Below are 16,591 nucleotides of genomic sequence, written 5' to 3' on the forward strand. Positions count from 1 at the left end.
ACGACATGGGAATCTCGGGGACTCTGGACTGGGAGGCGCGGCTGTACCTGGCGGCGCATCCGGTGGCGTACCCGCTGCTGCGCGGGCTGGCGCGGCTCGGGCCGGTGGTGCGCGTGCCGGGCGTCGGGGTCGTGGTGAACGACGCGTCCCACGCCCGTTCCGTCCTGATGGACGGTTCGACGTTCCGCAAGGACGGACCGGGCTCGCCGGGCGAGCTGTGGACCCCGGTGCTCGGGCCGTCCGTGCTGCTCAACATGGAGGGCGACGCGCACCGGGTGCTGCGCCGCCGCCTCACCGACCTCTTCGCGCCCGGCTACACCGAAGCCCTGGTGGACGACGTCCTGGCCGCCCCGCTGCGGGACGTCTCGGGACGTCTGGCGTACGGCGAGCCGATCGACGTCGTCGCCATGATGCGCGTGATGGCGGGCGCGGTGATCAGCCGGGTCATCGGCCTGGAGACGGCGTCCGAGCACGACTACCGCGCCCTCTTCGAAGCGGGCGAGCAGATCGTGTCGATGGTGTCCCTCCGGACCCGCCGCCTTTCACCGTCCCAGATCGCGCGCGCACGAGCCGTCCTCGATCCCCTCGGCGACATCGCCGCCAGGTCGTACGCCGACGGGGACCCGTCCACGGTGATGGGACGCATGCGCAACCTCGGCCTCACCGAGGGAGAAGCGCGCGGCGCGGCCGGGGCCTTCTTCCTTACCGGGACCGAAACCGTCGCCACCCTCGTCCCGCGCCTGCTGGCCCTCCTGCACGACACCGGCACCCTGGACGAGGCGACCGACTCGCTGACGCGGGGGACCGACTTCCTGGATCGGGCGATCGCCGAGGCGATGCGGGTGACCACGCCGACGCCGGTGATGCTGCGCAGCGTGCACGCCGAGGCCCGCATCGCGGATGTGCAGGTGTGGCCCGGCGACCGCGTCCTCATCGCGACGCACAACTGCTGCCGCGCGTACGGGCCGTTCGACCCGTCCCGGCCCATGCCTCCTGAGCTGCGGAGACTGTGGTTCGGGGCCGGGCCGCACTTCTGCCTCGGCTACCCGCTCGCCATGGCCGAGATCCGCGCCGTCATGCGGACGCTGCTCGCCGCCGGCCCACTGACGATCACGCACCGGAGCGCTTCCCGGGGCGTGCTGATTCCGACCTACCACCACCTCCGCGTCCGGCGCGGAGGGGAGGAGAGCTCCCGATGACGCTGATCCGACGCCTTCTGGACCAGGCGGCGCGCACCCCGTCCGCCGTCGCGCTCGTCGCGGGGGACGGGACGGAACTGACCTACGGCGAGCTGCGCCGCCGGGTCCTGGCCGTCCGCAGCGGGTTGCGGGCGCACGGGATGCAGGCCGGGGACGGTGTTCTCTTCTCGGTGCGTCCGTCGCCGGACAGCCTCGTGCTGGCGCTCGGCGTCGTCGCAGCCGGGGGAGTGGTCGTGTTCGCCGACCCGGGCGCGGGCCCGGAGATGTTCGCCGCCCGCCTCCGCCTCGCGTCCCCGCGCTGGTCGGCGGCCGAATCCGTGCTGTACGCGGCGAGCCGTCTCCGATTTGTCCGGGCCCTGGCCCGCCGTCGCGGCCTCCTCCTTCCCCATCTCGCGGACCTCCCGCTCCGTCATATCCACACTGGGCGTCGCCTCCCCGGGGTCCCCCGGGACTCCCTCAGCTTGGACACTCTGCTCACTGCCCCGATTGGCGCTGATTTCGACCTGGATCCGGACGCGCCCGCGGCCATCATCTTCACGTCCGGAACCACGGAGAAGCCGCGCGCGGTCGTCCACACGCAGGCGTCGCTCGCCGCCGCGCTCGACCTGTTCCGGGAGCGGATGCCGCTGGGGCCGGGCGATGTCGTGCATACGGACCAGCTGATGCTGGGGCTTCCGACGCTGGTGTCGGGCGCGCGCTGGTCCATGCCGCCGCTGTTCGCGTCCCCGAGGCGGTTCGCGCTGCAGCTCCGCGAACGCGGTGCGACGCACACGTTCTGTGTTCCGGTGCACCTGGCCGAGATTCTGGACGTCGAGCCGTCGCTGCCCGAAACGCTGCGGTACGTCCTGCTGGGGGCCGCGCCCGCCCCGGCCGGTGTGCTGAGACGCGCGATCGAGGCCGCACCGCACGCCGAGGTGCTCTCCGTCTATGCGATGACCGAGATCCTGCCCGTCGCCATCGCGTCCGCCCAGGAGAAGCTCGCCCACACCGGCGGCGGCGACCTCCTCGGCACCCCGCTCGTGCGCACGCGCGTAGCGTCGGACGGCGAACTCCGGCTGTCCGGCCCGAATCTGTGCCGGGGATACCTTGGCGAGGCCCCGCTCACCGAACTCCCCACCGGCGACCTCGTCCGCATGGAAAGTGACCGGCTGGTACTCATCGGGCGCAAGAAGGACATGCTCATCCGCGGCAAGTTCAACTTGTACCCGGGACTCTACGAACCCGCGATCACCACCCTGGACGGCGTGGACGAGGCCGCCATCGTCGGCGTCCCCGACCCCGAGACCGGCGACGAGCAGGTCGTCCTGGCCGTCACCGGGACGGCCACCCCCGACGTCCTGCGCCGCCGCCTCCCGCAGCTCATCGACCACGACGCCCTGCCCGACCGGATCGTCGTCCTGCCGTCCCTGCCGCGCTCCGGCCGGACCCGCAAACTCGACCGCGACCTGCTGCGGGAGGCCGTCCGATGAGGATCGCCGTCACCGGGGCGTCCGGCTTCGTCGGCGGGGCCGTCGCCCGCGCCCTCGCCGACGAGCACGACGTCCTCGCCTTCGGACGCCGCCCCGGATACCGCTTCTGGGACCTCACCCACGGCCCCCTCCGCACCCCGCCCCCGGTCGACGCCGTGATCCACTGCGCGGGCAGTGTCACCGACTGGGGACCCGCCGCCGACCTCTTCGCCGTCAACCTCCTGGGTACCCGCCACGCCCTCGCCACCTGGCCGGACGCCCGCTTCGTCCACGTCAGCACGGCCAGCGTCTACGACCCGCACGTCCCGCACGTCCTGACTCCCGAGTCCGACGGCCCGGCCGTCCGCCACCTCAACGCCTACGGGGCGTCCAAGGCCGCCGCCGAACGGGTCGTCCAACGGCATCCCGACGCCGTCATCCTGCGTCCGCACGCGGTCTACGGCCCTGGCGACACGACCCTCCTGCCCCGTGTCCTGTCCGCCGTCCGGGGGCCCGTCCTCCCCGCCGTCGGCACCGGCCGCCAGCGCATCAGCCTCACCTCGATCGGCAACCTCGTCCACGCCTGCCGCCAGGCCCTGACCGGCCCACCCGGCGTCTACAACATCACCGACGCCGCCCCCGTCCTCCTCGACACCGCGCTCCGCTCCCTCCTCGCCGAACGAGGCGTCCGAGCCCGCCCGGTCTACCTTCCGCACCGTCCGGCCAAGGCCCTGGCCACCCTCGCCGAAGCCGCCTTCCTCCTGGCCCACAGCCCGCGCCCACCCCGCCTGACCCGCTACGCCATCAGCCACCTGGCCCAGGACCGCACCTACGACATCACCGCAGCTCAGAGGGCCCTGGGCTACACCCCCACCCCCACGACCTTCAAGAACGCCGCCACCTGGTGATCCGCACCGGGGTCGGGACGGATCACCGGAGGCGTGAACCCCCGGTGCCACCGCACGGACACGGACCTACTCGTTATTTGGAGCGGCACCCGCTCCGGCGGCCGTGCCGAAGGGGTTGTCGATGATGTAGCGCCATCGGCCGTCGGCTCCTCGGCGCGCGACGTCGGTGGCGGTGCCCTCGATATGGGTCGCTTCGCCGTCGGGGCCGGTGCCGTCGATGGCCCAGTCCACGACGAGCAGGGCGAGATCGCCCGTCGCGTAGACATGCCGCGGCCGGACGCTGATCGGAAGGCCGAGGCCGACGAACCGGGCGTTCGCCGCCAGCGCCTGTTCTCCGGTCAGCGGGGTGCCCGGTTCGGGGACGAACACCGCGCCGTCCTCGTACACCTCCGCCAGCGCGTCCAGGTCACCGCTGTTGAACCGCTCGGCGAACACCAGCGGCACGTCCTCGGGACGCTCGGCGAGACTCCGCATCTCATGCACCACCTTCTGCCTGGGAGACTGCATGGAACGGACGCTAGGAGGCGCTCTCGTGGCTCACCAAACGGTTCGTCACCCGGCCCGCCCGGGCCTGCGGGATCGCCTGGACCTGCTGGATCCTCCGGGTCTACCGAACCTGCCGGACCTGCCGGACCTGCCGGACCTGCCGGACCTGTCGGATCGTCCGGGCCTGCCGGACCACCCGCACGCGCACGTCACCGAACCGACGCCGGCCTGCCCGGTCGAGATCACCCTCGACGCCCTGCGCGGACGCTGGACGACCCTGGTGATCCGCGAACTCCTGCGCGGAGACCGCACCTACAGCGAGCTCCGCCAAGCCCTCCCCGCGCTGTCGGACAAGGTCCTTTCCGACCGCCTCGCGCACCTCGCCGACACCGGCGTCCTCACCCGCCACCGCACGGCCGCCTGGCCCCCGACCACGCGCTACGCCCTCACCGACCAGGGCCGCGCCCTCGGCCCCGTCCTCCAAGCCCTCTGGAACTGGGGCTCCGAACACCCTTCCCAGAACCACCCACCAACCCCCTGAACCCCTCCCCGCCATGCACGCGCACACCATGCGCGCTCACCTCACGGCCGCACCCACACGCAGCCGATGACCAACAGCCCACCGCGTGCACTCACGTCCACTGGTGACCGCATTCGCGTCCGGCGGTGACCGCACTTGCGCACGCGCTGTGGGTTGCCGCGAGTCCGGCTGAACCGGGAGCAGACGGTCTCACCGGGGCATGTGTTCGCGCCTGGTGGTGATTGCACTCACGTACACGCGGTGGCTGGAAGTGATGGGCGTGAAGGGGCCGTGAGCGCTGATGAGCGCCTCACATGAGGAGGGCGCCAGGTGGGTGTTGTGGCGTTACCAGGGCGTGTGCTTGGGCTTGGTGGTCGTGTTCGCGCACGCTTTGTTGGGCGTCTCGCATGGGGGACGCCTGGCGGGTGGTGTGCGGGTCAGGCAGGGTGGCGGGACGCCTGGAAGGTGGCTTCGTTGGCGTCCACCAGCTCGTCCCAGTGTTCTTCGGCCCAGGCGCAGGCGGCGTTCATGGGTTCGAGCATGCTGCGGCCCAGGGGGGTGAGGGCGTACTCGACGGAGCGGTTCTGCTCGTGGCGGGAGATGAGACCGCCCTGCTCGAGGGTGCGCAGGGAGTGCGTGAGCGACTTCGGGGTGATGTCGCGGAGGGGGACGCGCAGCTCGGAGAAGCGGCGGGGGCCGTCCTCGAGGCAGCGGATGATCATGCCCGCCCACTTGTCGCCCACGCGGATGGGGGTCAGGGGGTTCGGGCAGAGCTCGTCGAACATGTCCGCCTTGAGGTGGTCGTGCATGCGATCACAGTATCCAAGTGGATACCTCCCTCCTGGTTACCGTCCTCTCATGACCGAGATCATCGTTTTCGGGGCCGGTGGACGAGTCGGACGCGCGGTCGTCCGCGAGGCCCTCGCCCGTGGCCACCGCGTCACCGCCGTCGTCCGCGACCCGTCCGCTCACACCAGCGTGGCCGACGCCGGGACGGACGCGAAAGTCCAGACCCAGACTGTGGATAACTCCAACACCGCCGGTGCCGTCTCCTTCGTGGCGGGCGACATCACCGATGCGGACGCCGTCGCGCGCCTCACCCAAGGGAAGCACGCGGTGGTCAACGCCGCCGCCGACCTGAGCGCCGATCCGGGCGAGCACTTCCCGGCGGCCAACCGGGCGCTGCTCGCGTCCAAGGCTCCGCGTGTCATCGCGGTCGGCCTGGGGTCGTACCTGGAAGCGGCCAGCGGTCCGACCTGGATGGACCTGCCCGACTTCCCGGCGCAGTTCCGGCCGTTCTGCGAGGGACACCTCGCGGGCGTGGACGTCCTGCGCAAGGGCGGGGACGGCCTGGACTGGCTGATCCTGAGCCCGTCCGGCGACTTCGACCACGAGGCCGGACGGACGGGGGAGTACCACGAGGCGCCCGGCTCCCCGACCAGCCGCATCTCGCTGCCCGACTTCGCCATCGCCGTGCTCGACCAGATCGACACGCCTTCGCACACACGCGTGCACATGGGGGTCGAGGGCCCGGCGGGCTCGTGACCATCAGCGGCGCGCATGAGGCGGACCAACGGGGGGGGCGCCCCATGCGCGCGCGTGCACGGATCGACCAGCACCTTGGCAGCGGCGAGGACCGCCGCCGGGTTCATGCGCGCGTGCGCAGATCGACCGGCGGCGCGGTGCGCCGAGGAGGGCCTGCTCATGCGCGCGCGTGCGCGGATCGATCCGCGCGGATGGGTACGGACCGCCTGGGGCGCCTCATGCGCGCGTGCGTGCAGGGGGTCCTTGAGGGTTCGAAACAAACGTTCGCGTCCCCTCATGCGCGCGCGTGGAGGGGGTCAGGGGCGGAGGGAGATGAAGAGGGCCTCGCCCTGCTTCTGGTAGCCGACCCGGGCGTAGACGTTGGCCGCCTGGTCGTTGGCGGGGGTGAGGAAGAGGGTGGTGAGTCCGGCTCGCGCGCCCGCGCGGGTGAGGAGCGCGGTGATGGCGCCTCCGACACCACGGCGGCGGTGGGACGGAGCGGTGGCGATGCCCGCGACCTCGGCGACGCCTGACTTCGGGGCTAGGAGCAGGCCGGCTCCGACGATCTCGCCCGTCGCAGCGTCGCGGGCGGCGGCGACCAGGCCGTTTCCGGAGAGGATGCGGAGCATGCGGGCGATGTCGTGTTCGGCGGGCGGGGGCGCGTCGAAGGCGGCGTTGGTGACGCGGGCGACGGCCCACAGGTCGTCCGTCGCGGACGCGGGGACGAGTTCGGTCCGGACGCCCGGGTCGACCGGCGCGTCCACGACCTCGGACGGCGGGCGGACCAGCAGCGGGAAACGGCCCTCGGGGGTGAACCCGGCGGCCAGCAGCGTGGCCTCGACCTTGGGCGCGGCGCGCGGGATGTACTCCAGGCGGGGGACGCGGGACCGTTCCCGGAAGGCCGTGACCAGGGCCTTGACCTCGTCCTCGGTCGGGTCGGCGTCGTCGTCGGGGACGGCGAAGTTGAACGGCCAGTCGGGGTCGTCCGGATCGATCTTGGCGGTGAACGGCCCGATCCGGAGTCGGCGGTCGTCCGGGATGCTCCGCAGGAACGCCTGCACGTCGTTGATCAGCACGAGGGCGGAGAGTACGCCGGGGGTGGCGGCGCACGCGAACGAATTTGCACGGAGCAAGATCATCTTTTTGTCATGATCGGCCGTTGTCCGTGGGGATGCGTCCGTGTTGCCCTGCTGGAGGACACCGAGGGAGGGGTCGACGATGACCGGCGAACCTGAAGTGATCAATCCGGAGCGGCGCCGCTACCACGAGCGCGGCTGGTGGCGGGACGGGACGTTCCTGGACGACCTGGACCGGTGGGCCCGCGAGGCGCCCGACCGGCTCGCCGTCGTCGGGCACACCTGGGAGACCGCGCGCGGGCCCGACCGGCTCCTCACCTACGCGGAGCTGAAGGACGCCGTCGACCGCTGCGCCGCCGGACTGCGCGAACTCGGTGTCCGGCGCGGCGACCGGGTCGCGATGCAGCTGGTCAACCAGTGGCAGGTGACCGTCCTCGCCCTCGGCTGCGGACGCCTCGGCGCGGTGGTCGTGCCGTACTTCATCGCGACCGGGGTGTCCGACACCGAGTGGATCCTGCGGCGCAGCGGCGCGCGGGTCGCGGTGGTGATCGACGAGGTCCGCGGGCTCGAACCCGCCGCCGCCGTCACCGGAATGCGTGACCGGCTGCCCGATCTGCGGCATCTGGTGGTCGTCGGGGAGAAGGTCCCGGAGGGCGCGTTGCGCTTCGAGGACGCCCTGCTCGCACCGTCCACCGGCCTCGCGGGACTCGACCTCGAGGCGCCCGGGCCGGACGACCTGTTCCAGATCATGTACACCTCGGGCACGACCGGGAGGCCCAAGGGCGTCCGGCACTCGTTCAACACGCTCTACGCGATGGCGCGCGGCTATGTTGACCCGCTCGGGCTCACCGGCGAGGACGTCCTGACCACGCCGTGCATCGTCGGCGGGCAGGGCGGCTGGCTCTACGGGATGCTCGCGCCGCTGCTCGCGGGCGCGACGGCCGTGTGGGCGGACGCGTTCGACGCCGCCGACCTGCTCGAACTCTCCCGCGAGTACGGGATCACGGTCGGCTACATCACCCCGTCCATCCTCGGCGACTTCATCGAGGAGCAGGACGCGCGGCCGCGTGACGTGCGGCTGCGGTATCTGGTGTCGGGGTCGCTGCCGATCCCGCCCGCGATGGCGCGGCGCGTCCACGAGGTGTTCGGCCTGCCGCTGCTGCCGCTGTGGGGGATGACCGAGAACGGCGGCGTCACGATCGGCCGTCCAGGCGACCCCGCGGACATCGCCGTGCACAGCGACGGACGGCCCGTCGACTGGATGGAGGTGCGCCTCGTCGGGGATGACGGCGCCCCCGTACCGGACGGCGAGCCCGGACGGCTGGAGGTCCGCGGCGCCAACATGTGCCTCGGCTACCAGGACGACGAGGAGCTGTTCGCGGGGTTCCTCCACGACGGCTGGTTCGCGACCGGCGACCTCGCCCGGCCGGACGGGCGCGGCGGCATCAAGATCGTCGGACGGGTGAAGGACATGGTCAACCGGGGCGGCGTCCACGTCCCCGGCGTCGCCGTCGAGGGCGCCCTGCGCGAGCACCCGAACGTCGCCGAGATCGCGGTCGTCGGCGAACCGGACCCGGTGCTCGGCGAACGCGTCGTCGCCGTCGTCGTCCCGCGCGGCGAGCCGCCGACACTGGACGCCCTGCGCGAGACGGCCCGCGCCGCCGGCCTCACCCGCGACTTCGCGCCCGACCGGCTGGAACTGGTCGGAGAGCTCCCGAAGACCCCGACCGGAAAGATCCGCAAACGCGACATCGAGGAGGACCTCGCCCGCCGGGCCGCGGCCGACCCCACCTCGTGACCGTCCGCCGCGGCTCCACAGGCGCCCGAAGACTCCTCACCCACCTCCGCTCCCCAGCACCCGCCCCACCCCCGCCCAACCCACCGCCATCTAGCCGCCCGCCGCCGTCGGACGGCCCAACGCCGTCCGACTCGCCGCCTGGCCCGCCGCCGTCCGGCCCGCCAACGCCCAACCCGCCGCCGCCGTCGGGCGGCCCGACGCCGTTGACGGACGGTGTGACGCCGCCGTCATCCAGCGAGACGCCGCCATCGGGCGGCGAGACGCCGCCGGACGGTGGGCCGCTGTCGGATGGTGCGACGTCATCGACGTCTGGCGTGACGTCGTCGGTGGGTGGTGCGATCTCGTTAGGGGGCGGGGCGTCCGCTTCGGCGGAGGGCGGGCTTCCGTCGAGTCGCGGGGGGCGACGGGTGCTCGCGCTGACGTCGGTGATCGTCGCGCAGGTGATGGCGGTCGTGGACTACAACGTCGTCAGCGTCGCGATACCGAAGCTGCTGCGCGACTTCCGGGGCAGTACTTTCGCGGGGCTGTCCTGGACGATCACCGGGTACACGGTCGTGTTCGCCGCGGTGCTGCTTCCGGCGGGCGGGCTGGCGGACCGGTACGGGCCGCGCCGGATGTACCTGGCGGGGCTCGTGGTGTTCACGGCCGGGTCGCTGGCGTGCGCGTTCGCGTCCGGGCCGGCGACGCTGGTCGCGGCGCGGCTGCTCCAGGCCGGCGGCGGCGGGGCGGTCGTGGCGCTCGCGATGTCGATCGGAGTGGACGCGTTCCCCGGGCGCCGCGCGCAGGCGTTCGCGCTGTTCGGCGCGGTGTCCGGCGTCGCGGCCGCGGCCGGTCCGGCGCTCGGCTCGGCGTTGCTCGCGGTCGGCGGATGGCGCTGGATCTTTCTCGTCAACCTGCCGCTCGGTCTGCTGGCCCTCGGCTGCGGCGCGTACGGGGTCCCGGCCGTCCGGCGGGCGGACGGGACGCGCGGCCTGCCCGACCTGCTGGGCGCGGCGCTGCTCGCGGTCGGCGTCTCCGGGATCGTGCTCGGCCTCGTCCGCGGGCCCGACTGGGGCTGGACGTCCGGACGGGTGCTCGGGTCCGCCTCGGCCGGGACGCTGGTCACGGTGCTCGGCGTGCTCGCGTCGCTGCGCCATCCGCGTCCGGCGGCGGACTTCACGCTGCTCAGGGTCCGGTCCGCCGCGCTCGGGAACGGTGGGATGGTGCTGGCGAGTGTGGTGTCGTTCGCGGTTCCGCCGGCCGCGGCGATGGCCCTCACCATGCGCTGGCACTACTCGACGCTGGACGTCGGGCTCGCGCTGACCCCGGCGCCGCTGGCGTCGGCCGTGTCGTCCTGGCTGAGCGGGCGGCTGCTGCGGCGCGCGGGGACGACCGCGATCCTCGTCGCCGGCGGGCTCGTGGGCACGGCGGGCTGGTCCTGGCCCGCGATCATCGGGGCGGACGGGGCGTACGCGCTGGTCCTGCTGCCGGCGCTGATCGTCGGCACCGCCGGGACGGCCGTGTTGACGATCGCCTTGCAGACGGTGGCCATGGCGGACCTCCCGGCGGGACGGTCCGGCAACGGCAGCGCGCTCATCATGCTCGCGCGGTCGGCGGGCGCCGCGATCGGCGTCGGTGGACTCACCGCGCTCCTGCACGGCTCGTCCGACGCCGGATTCCGGGCAGTGTGGGCGGGGATGGCAATGTCCCTCCTGCTCACCGCGCTCGTCGGCGCGGCCGCGGGCGGCATGCGTGGCGCCCGCCACCCCGAGTGGGATGGCGGGCGCCGGGACGCGGCCCAAGGAGGCGGCCGCGCCGCTGACGGCGTGCCTTGACCGGGGCGTCCGTCCGGACGTGGGGCGAACCCTAGCCCGCGGCGGCCCGGTCGACGCCGGCCCGATTCTTTACCACGGAGGCGTGCGCATGGCGGCCCCTCCTTTCCTGAAGACCATGCCGCGATATTCGGATGATTGGTTTTCCGGGGATGTCGAATTGTTTCGGCGACACGCGGCACATCGCCGAAAGAAACATCCCGGATGGGTTACCACGGAGGGGTGCGCACGTCGATCACCTCCAATTCCTCATGGGTGGTCCCGGCGATCTCCGGGAGGAGTGGGAAGGGAGCTGGCAAGGGGCGTGGCAAGGGCAGGCCGGGAAGCGGTCGGGCCGGGGTCGAGGCGGGGAGCGGGTCGGGGAGCGAGACGGTCGGGGAGCGGAGGAGAGGCCGAGAGGTGTCAGAGACTGAGCAGTAGGAAGTGCTGGGGCAGGTGCAGTGCCAGGCCGAGGCGCATCGTCGCGACGATCGCGGCGCTGTCGGGCCCGCTGGAGCGGCGCAGCGCGAGCGTGGACTCGTCGCCGTCCAGCAGGGTGATCCCGGCGCGGAAGTCGCCGAGCAGGACCAGGTCGCGCTCGATCATGCGGGTTCGGGTGATGCGCAGGCCCGCCGCGTCCAGCGCGGTGAGCGCGCCGGACCCGACCAGCCGCCAGTAGTTCGCCGGGTGCATGACCAGCCCGTCGCACGAGCCGCCCATCTCCTCGACATCGGCGCAGCCGTCCATCAGTGCGTCTAGCAGGGGTTTCGACTCGGCCGAGCGCCGCCGCACCCCCGGCGCCGAGAGGAGCCCGGGGATCGCGCCGTCCGCGGAGCCGCGCAGTAGCACCTCGTTCTCGACCGTGCACAGCCGGACCACGACCCGGTGCTCGACGAACCGCGCCAGGAGCGCGGGGTCGGCGCACAGGTCGGCCGGGACGGGCACGCGCACGGACAGTTCGGTCAGCTCGGCCTTCGCGACCGATGGCCGGAACACGGCCTCGGGTGTGGCGGTGTAGGCGGTTTCGGACCGTTCCCCTGCCCCGTCGTCGCGGAGTTCGCGCACGTAGTGAAGGGCCTGGTCGGCGACGGTGCCGCCCTTGGTCTGCTCTCGGACGGTCGGCCGCGGGCGGGTGGAGGCGAGCGGGAACAGCGTGGTCAAGGGCGTCCGCACCCGCACGACCGCGTCCCCGCTGCCCGCACGGGCCACGGCGAGCGCGAACTCCTCGCCCACAGTGCGGCTGCGGAGGGCCGGATCGTCGATGAGGTAGTCCAGCACGACGAACTCCCATCGTGTGAAGCCGTTGCCGGCCGTTCCGGATCGCGGCCCGGCCGTTGCGACGCATTCGATCTTGTCTGCGCCAGTTCGGAGACTAAGCAATCAGAGCGGAAATGAAAAGGGGACGGCCCGATCTTGTTGGAGAAATATTCACCGTGATAGAACGGGCCCGGCGGATTGGTCTCGGAAGCTTCGAGGTGATGACGTGCCGCAATTCAACGACGAAGTGAACGCGGAACGTCACCATTCACCGCGGGACCAGCACATCACTTCCGCGGCCCGCAACTCCATCGCCTCCCCCACACCCCCGCCTCCAGACAGGCCCGGCCCCCACCGAGCGCCTCCCCCTCCGTCCACGTCCGACCCGGGCCCCGCCGTCCCAGCCACCTCTGTCCCGGCCACGTCTGACGCGGCCACGTCTGACGCGGCCACGTCCGTCGCGGCCACGTCCGTCCCGGGCGCGTCCGAGGCGGGTACGCCCGAGGCGGGCGCGTCCGACCCGGCGACGTCCGACCTGGCCACGTCCGTCCCGGGCGCGTCCGAGGCGGGTACGTCCGACCCGGCGACGTCCGACCTGGCCACGTCCGTCCCGGGCGCGTCCGAGGCGGGTACGTCCGACCCGGGTACGTCCGACCCGGGTACGTCCGACGCGGGTACGTCCGAGCGGGGGCCCGCTCCTTCGCTACCGGGCACGGGTGGGCCTCGGCCCACGCCTCCGCCCTTGGACACGGACGCCACCCGCCAAGCGGGCCCGGTGCTGGACACCTTCGCGGGCACGGGCCCCCGCACAGCGCGCCGCCCGAACCCGGTGCTCGACTCCCTCGCGGGCACGGATCCCCGCCTGGCCCGCTACGCGGACCCGGTGCTTGACCCCCTCGTGGGCACGGGCCCCCGCCTCGCTTGCTATCAGGCGCCCGCCTGCCCGCTTCGTCCCACTTCCCCCCGAGCGGAACCCGCGGACATCCCCGGCCGGAGTACCACCCCCTCCCAGTCCCCAGCCATGCCCTCGCCCGCAGGAGCGGGCAGGGGGAGCGCGAGCGGGGGTGGCGGCGGTGCGGCCGCAGGCGCGACGGGGCGGGGGATTTCTTGGCGGGACGCGCTGCGCCCCGGCGAGGACGACGCGGTGGAGCCCGACTGGCACCGTAGGTTCCGCACGGCGCACGAGGATCCTGCGCCTATGAGTGGGTTGCCCGCTGACCTGGGGTTTCTCGAAGTGGCTCGCCCGCTGCTGGCCGCGGCGCGCCGAGACCTCGCCGCCGACCTGCCCACCGAACTCGTGGAGACGCTGACCGCCGACCTGCCGCTCGGTTGGCTCACCATGGCCGTCGAGCCGTCTCTCGCCGAGGAGCTCCGCGCCGTCGCCGACACCTCGTCGACCGCGCCCGCATCCGACACGTTCGTCACCGGCGGCCTCGAGCCGCTCGGTTCGCCGGCTGAGCCTGCTGCTGTTTCCGCCGAGCGGGCCGGGCCTGATGAGTGTCGGGCTGGGGCTGATGCGGACGGTGAGGGCGCTGGTGGGGCGGGGGAGGACGGGTATCGCGGGTTCGTGCGCTCGTTGGGCGAGCCCGGGCGGGGGCTCGCGGTCTGGGCGCGGTATCCGGTGCTCGCCCGGCAGGTCGTGGATGTGCTGGACGGGTGGGTGAGGGCCCGGCGTGCGTTCGCGCGGGATCTGGTGGCCGATCTGCCCGCGCTTCGTGAGGCGTTCGGTCCTGAACTGGGTGACCTCCTGCAGGTGATGTTCGGGTCGGCGGAGACGCACCGGGGTGGACGGACGGTGGCGTTGGTGCGGTTCGCCGACGCGACCGTGGTGTACAAGCCGCGCGGGCTGGGCATCGACCTCGTCTTCGACCGGCTCCTTGGCTGGTTCAACGAGCGCGGGCCGAAGTTTCCGCTGCGGCGGCTGAGGGTGCTCGACCGGGGGGACCACGGCTGGTGCGAGTTCGTCCAGGCCGCGCCCACCGGTGCGGGGGACGCACCCGCGTTGCTGTGGCGCACGGGGGCGCTGCTCGCGCTCATGCACGCGGTCGGCGGCTTCGACCTGCACGCGGAGAACGTCATCTCGGACGGCGCGGACCCGGTCGTCATCGACCTGGAGGCGCTGTTCCACACCGAGCTCACGCAGCCGCTCGTCCGGCGCGCGAGGCTGGGTGACCCGGCGGCGGACCGGCTTGCCACGTCCGTGCTGCGGACCGGGCTGCTGCCGGGGCCGCTTGTCATGCCGGACGTGTTCACCGAGCTTCCGTTCGGCGTGGACATCAGTCCGTTCGGGCCCGCCGAGCGGCGGACGCTGATCCCCGTTCCGCGGGTCGACGACCCCGGCACCGACCGGATGCGGATCGGGCGCGGCTACCGGACCGTGCCCGCGTCTCCCGGGCGGGCCCGCGACGAGGACGGCGCCCCGCTCGACCCGCGTCCGTACCGGGACGCGCTGCACGACGGGCATCGCTTCGCCTACCGGCAACTCGCGGAGGCGGGCTCGTCGCTGCTGACCGGCAGGGACGGGCAGGACGGCCCGCTCGCGGGGTGCGCCGATGTAGCGATTCGGCTCGTTCAACTTTCGACCTTCCTCTACATGCGGTTGCTGCTGGAGAGTTGGCGTCCGGAGGCCATGCGCCATGCGGATGAGCGGGCCCGCGGGCTCGCCCGGCTGGACGCGGGCTGGCCCGGTGTTCTGGAGCGCGCGCGGCTGATCGGCGTTGAGCGGGACGCGCTCTGGCGCGGCGAGGTTCCCGTGTTCGAGCTCCGGCCGGGGCATCGCCACCTCTGGCTCGAGGACGGCACGATGCTCCGGGACGTCCTCCCGAGCACGCCGCTCGCTGAGATCACCGACCGGCTCGACGGCCTGGACGAGGACGACCTTCTCTTCCAGGCCAGCGTCATCGACACCGCCCTCGGCACGATCCCGACCTCGACCCCGATCCCGACCCCGGCCTCGATTCCGAACCCGGCCTCGACGTCGACCTCGACCCCGATCCCGATCCCGGCTTCGAGGTCGACTCCGAACTCGGCCTCGACGTCGACGTTGACTCCGGGCCCGATTCCGACGTCGACCTCGGCCTTGACCTCGACCCCGACGTCGACCTCGACCCCGACCTCGACCCCGACGTCGACCTCGATTTCGACCCCGAGGTCGACCTCGACTCCGAGCCCGAGCCCGACGTCGACGTCGACTCCGAGCCTGATTCCGACCTCGAGCCCGAGACCGAGTTCGTTGCCGGGTTCGGTGGCTTTCGGATCGGTGGGGGGTTTGTCCACGGGATTCGCCGTGGACATGGGCGCGGGGGTTCGGGTGGCGGCCTCGGTCGTTGCGGAGCTGGAGCGCGGTGCGGTTCGGGACGGGGGTGGGCGGATCGGGTGGGTGACCACCGAGCCCGTGGACGGGACGACGCGTCGGTGCGCGGCGGCCGGGCTCGACCTGTACGGCGGGTTGCCTGGCATCGGGTTGTTCCTCTCCTACTTCTCGGCTCTCACTGGTAACAACGAGCGACTGGCCCAGAACGTTGGGTACGAAGTCGCGCGACGTCTCGAACTCGCGGCCGAACTGCCCGCCCGAGACCATCGCTTCCACCCGCACGGGCTCGGCGCGGTCTATTACCTGGCGCACGCGGCGGCCGTCCACCAGCGCTCTGACCTGGCCGAATGTGCTCGCGGCGTGCTGCTGCGGCAGAAGGGGCACACGTCGCAGAGCGATGTCCTGGACGGGACGGCGGGCACGGTGATCTCAGCGCTGGCGCTCCACGCCGTCCTGCCCGACGACGAGATCCTCGACATGGCCAGGGTCGCGGGCGACAGGCTGCTCCAGGACGCCCCGTCCGGACCCGGGTTTGGATACGGCGCCCCGGGGGCGGCCGTCGCGTTGGCGCGGTTGCACCGGCTCGTTCCCGACCCTCGATTCCTCGACCGGGCGGAACGGCTCCTGCTGTCCGTGAGCCCCGAGGACGGCGTCGGCTGGTGCCGGGGCGCCGAAGGCACCGCCACCGCCCTCGTCGCCTTCGCCGACGCTCTCGACCCCCGCGATACCCGCGACGTCCGCGATGCCCGCGACGTCCGCGATGCCCGCGACGTCCGCGATGCCCGCGACGTCCGCGATACCCGCGACGTCCGCGATACCCGCGACATCCGCGATACCCGCGACATCCGCGATACCCGCGATACCCGCGACATCCGCGACTCCCGCGACGTCCGCGACTCCCGCGACGTTCCGATGGGAGTGCTGGGCGGCGGCCGGGCGCTGGGGGACGGCCGGGGGATCGGCGGTGGGGTTGGGCGGATGTTGGAGCTCGCCCTTCTCGCTGTTCAGGAGAGGACGCCTGGTGACGACTCGCTCTGCCACGGCACGTTCTCGCGTCTCGGGCTTCCCCTGCCCGTCCGCCCCGAGGTCCCCGTGGAGGCGGAACTCCGGGGATGGCGGACGGCGGCGCCCGCGCCCGCTCCCGGGTTGTTCGCCGGGATCGCCGGGATCGGGTTCGGGATGCTCCGGCGGGCCTGTCCGGACCTCGTGCCCGACCTTCCGGCGCTCGCGCCGCCTCGCTGCCCCGCCTAGACCCGCACCTTCCCTGGAGGA

General features: G+C 72.8%; 12 protein-coding genes. 8 read left to right on the forward strand and 4 right to left on the reverse strand.

Annotated elements, in window-relative coordinates; all coding sequences use genetic code 11:
* The first annotated feature begins 5 nt into the window (after nucleotides 1-5).
* From AB0L06_RS02315 to AB0L06_RS02325, 3 genes are read left to right on the forward strand one after another with little or no spacing between them, the layout of a single operon-like run.
* Nucleotides 6-1,199 (forward strand): cytochrome P450, encoded by a 1,194-nt coding sequence (locus AB0L06_RS02315; RefSeq protein WP_500229075.1) that lies wholly within the window; start codon nucleotides 6-8, stop codon nucleotides 1,197-1,199.
* Nucleotides 1,196-2,668, forward strand: a complete 1,473-nt coding sequence (locus tag AB0L06_RS02320) for a class I adenylate-forming enzyme family protein (RefSeq protein WP_500229076.1) — start codon at nucleotides 1,196-1,198, stop codon at nucleotides 2,666-2,668. Before AB0L06_RS02315 ends, AB0L06_RS02320 begins: the two co-directional genes overlap by 4 nt.
* Nucleotides 2,665-3,555 (forward strand): NAD-dependent epimerase/dehydratase family protein, encoded by an 891-nt coding sequence (locus AB0L06_RS02325; RefSeq protein WP_500229077.1) that lies wholly within the window; start codon nucleotides 2,665-2,667, stop codon nucleotides 3,553-3,555. The genes AB0L06_RS02320 and AB0L06_RS02325 overlap by 4 nt, the downstream gene beginning before the upstream one ends.
* Before the next feature lie 66 nt (nucleotides 3,556-3,621).
* Here AB0L06_RS02325 and AB0L06_RS02330 read toward each other — a convergent pair whose 3' ends face one another.
* On the reverse strand, nucleotides 3,622-4,062 hold the full coding sequence (locus tag AB0L06_RS02330) for a YybH family protein (protein ID WP_500229078.1): 441 nt from the start codon (nucleotides 4,060-4,062) through the stop codon (nucleotides 3,622-3,624).
* A gap of 25 nt (nucleotides 4,063-4,087) precedes the next feature.
* On the opposite strand from AB0L06_RS02330, the gene AB0L06_RS02335 reads away from it, so the two are divergent.
* Complete coding sequence (locus AB0L06_RS02335; RefSeq protein WP_500229079.1) at nucleotides 4,088-4,582, forward strand: winged helix-turn-helix transcriptional regulator; 495 nt, start codon at nucleotides 4,088-4,090, stop codon at nucleotides 4,580-4,582.
* A 416-nt stretch (nucleotides 4,583-4,998) separates the two neighbouring features.
* On the opposite strand, the gene AB0L06_RS02340 is transcribed toward AB0L06_RS02335, so the two are convergent.
* Complete coding sequence (locus AB0L06_RS02340) at nucleotides 4,999-5,370, reverse strand: winged helix-turn-helix transcriptional regulator (RefSeq protein ID WP_500229080.1); 372 nt, start codon at nucleotides 5,368-5,370, stop codon at nucleotides 4,999-5,001.
* Between the two features lie 49 nt (nucleotides 5,371-5,419).
* Here AB0L06_RS02340 and AB0L06_RS02345 point away from each other — a divergent pair, with 49 nt between their 5' ends.
* Nucleotides 5,420-6,106, forward strand: coding sequence for an NAD(P)-dependent oxidoreductase (locus tag AB0L06_RS02345; protein WP_500229081.1), 687 nt, complete (start codon nucleotides 5,420-5,422; stop codon nucleotides 6,104-6,106).
* A 296-nt stretch (nucleotides 6,107-6,402) separates the two neighbouring features.
* Here the strand turns inward: AB0L06_RS02345 and AB0L06_RS02350 are convergent, their stop codons facing one another.
* Nucleotides 6,403-7,161 (reverse strand): GNAT family N-acetyltransferase, encoded by a 759-nt coding sequence (locus tag AB0L06_RS02350; RefSeq protein ID WP_500229082.1) that lies wholly within the window; start codon nucleotides 7,159-7,161, stop codon nucleotides 6,403-6,405.
* 142 nt (nucleotides 7,162-7,303) lie between these two features.
* Between AB0L06_RS02350 and AB0L06_RS02355 the strand changes: the two genes are divergently transcribed.
* Nucleotides 7,304-8,959, forward strand: coding sequence for an AMP-binding protein (locus AB0L06_RS02355; protein WP_500229083.1), 1,656 nt, complete (start codon nucleotides 7,304-7,306; stop codon nucleotides 8,957-8,959).
* Between the two features lie 407 nt (nucleotides 8,960-9,366).
* Nucleotides 9,367-10,773 (forward strand): MFS transporter, encoded by a 1,407-nt coding sequence (locus AB0L06_RS02360; protein WP_500229084.1) that lies wholly within the window; start codon nucleotides 9,367-9,369, stop codon nucleotides 10,771-10,773.
* 399 nt (nucleotides 10,774-11,172) lie between these two features.
* On the opposite strand, the gene AB0L06_RS02365 is transcribed toward AB0L06_RS02360, so the two are convergent.
* Nucleotides 11,173-12,027: a family 3 encapsulin nanocompartment shell protein gene (locus tag AB0L06_RS02365; RefSeq protein WP_500229085.1), complete on the reverse strand. Its 855-nt coding sequence runs from the start codon at nucleotides 12,025-12,027 to the stop codon at nucleotides 11,173-11,175.
* 1,177 nt (nucleotides 12,028-13,204) lie between these two features.
* Here AB0L06_RS02365 and AB0L06_RS02370 point away from each other — a divergent pair.
* Complete coding sequence (locus tag AB0L06_RS02370) at nucleotides 13,205-16,570, forward strand: DUF4135 domain-containing protein (RefSeq protein ID WP_500229086.1); 3,366 nt, start codon at nucleotides 13,205-13,207, stop codon at nucleotides 16,568-16,570.
* Nucleotides 16,571-16,591: the final 21 nt, after the last annotated feature.

Origin of the sequence: Spirillospora sp. NPDC052269 (assembly GCF_040679435.1) — a bacterium.
Lineage (GTDB): Bacteria > Actinomycetota > Actinomycetes > Streptosporangiales > Streptosporangiaceae > Spirillospora.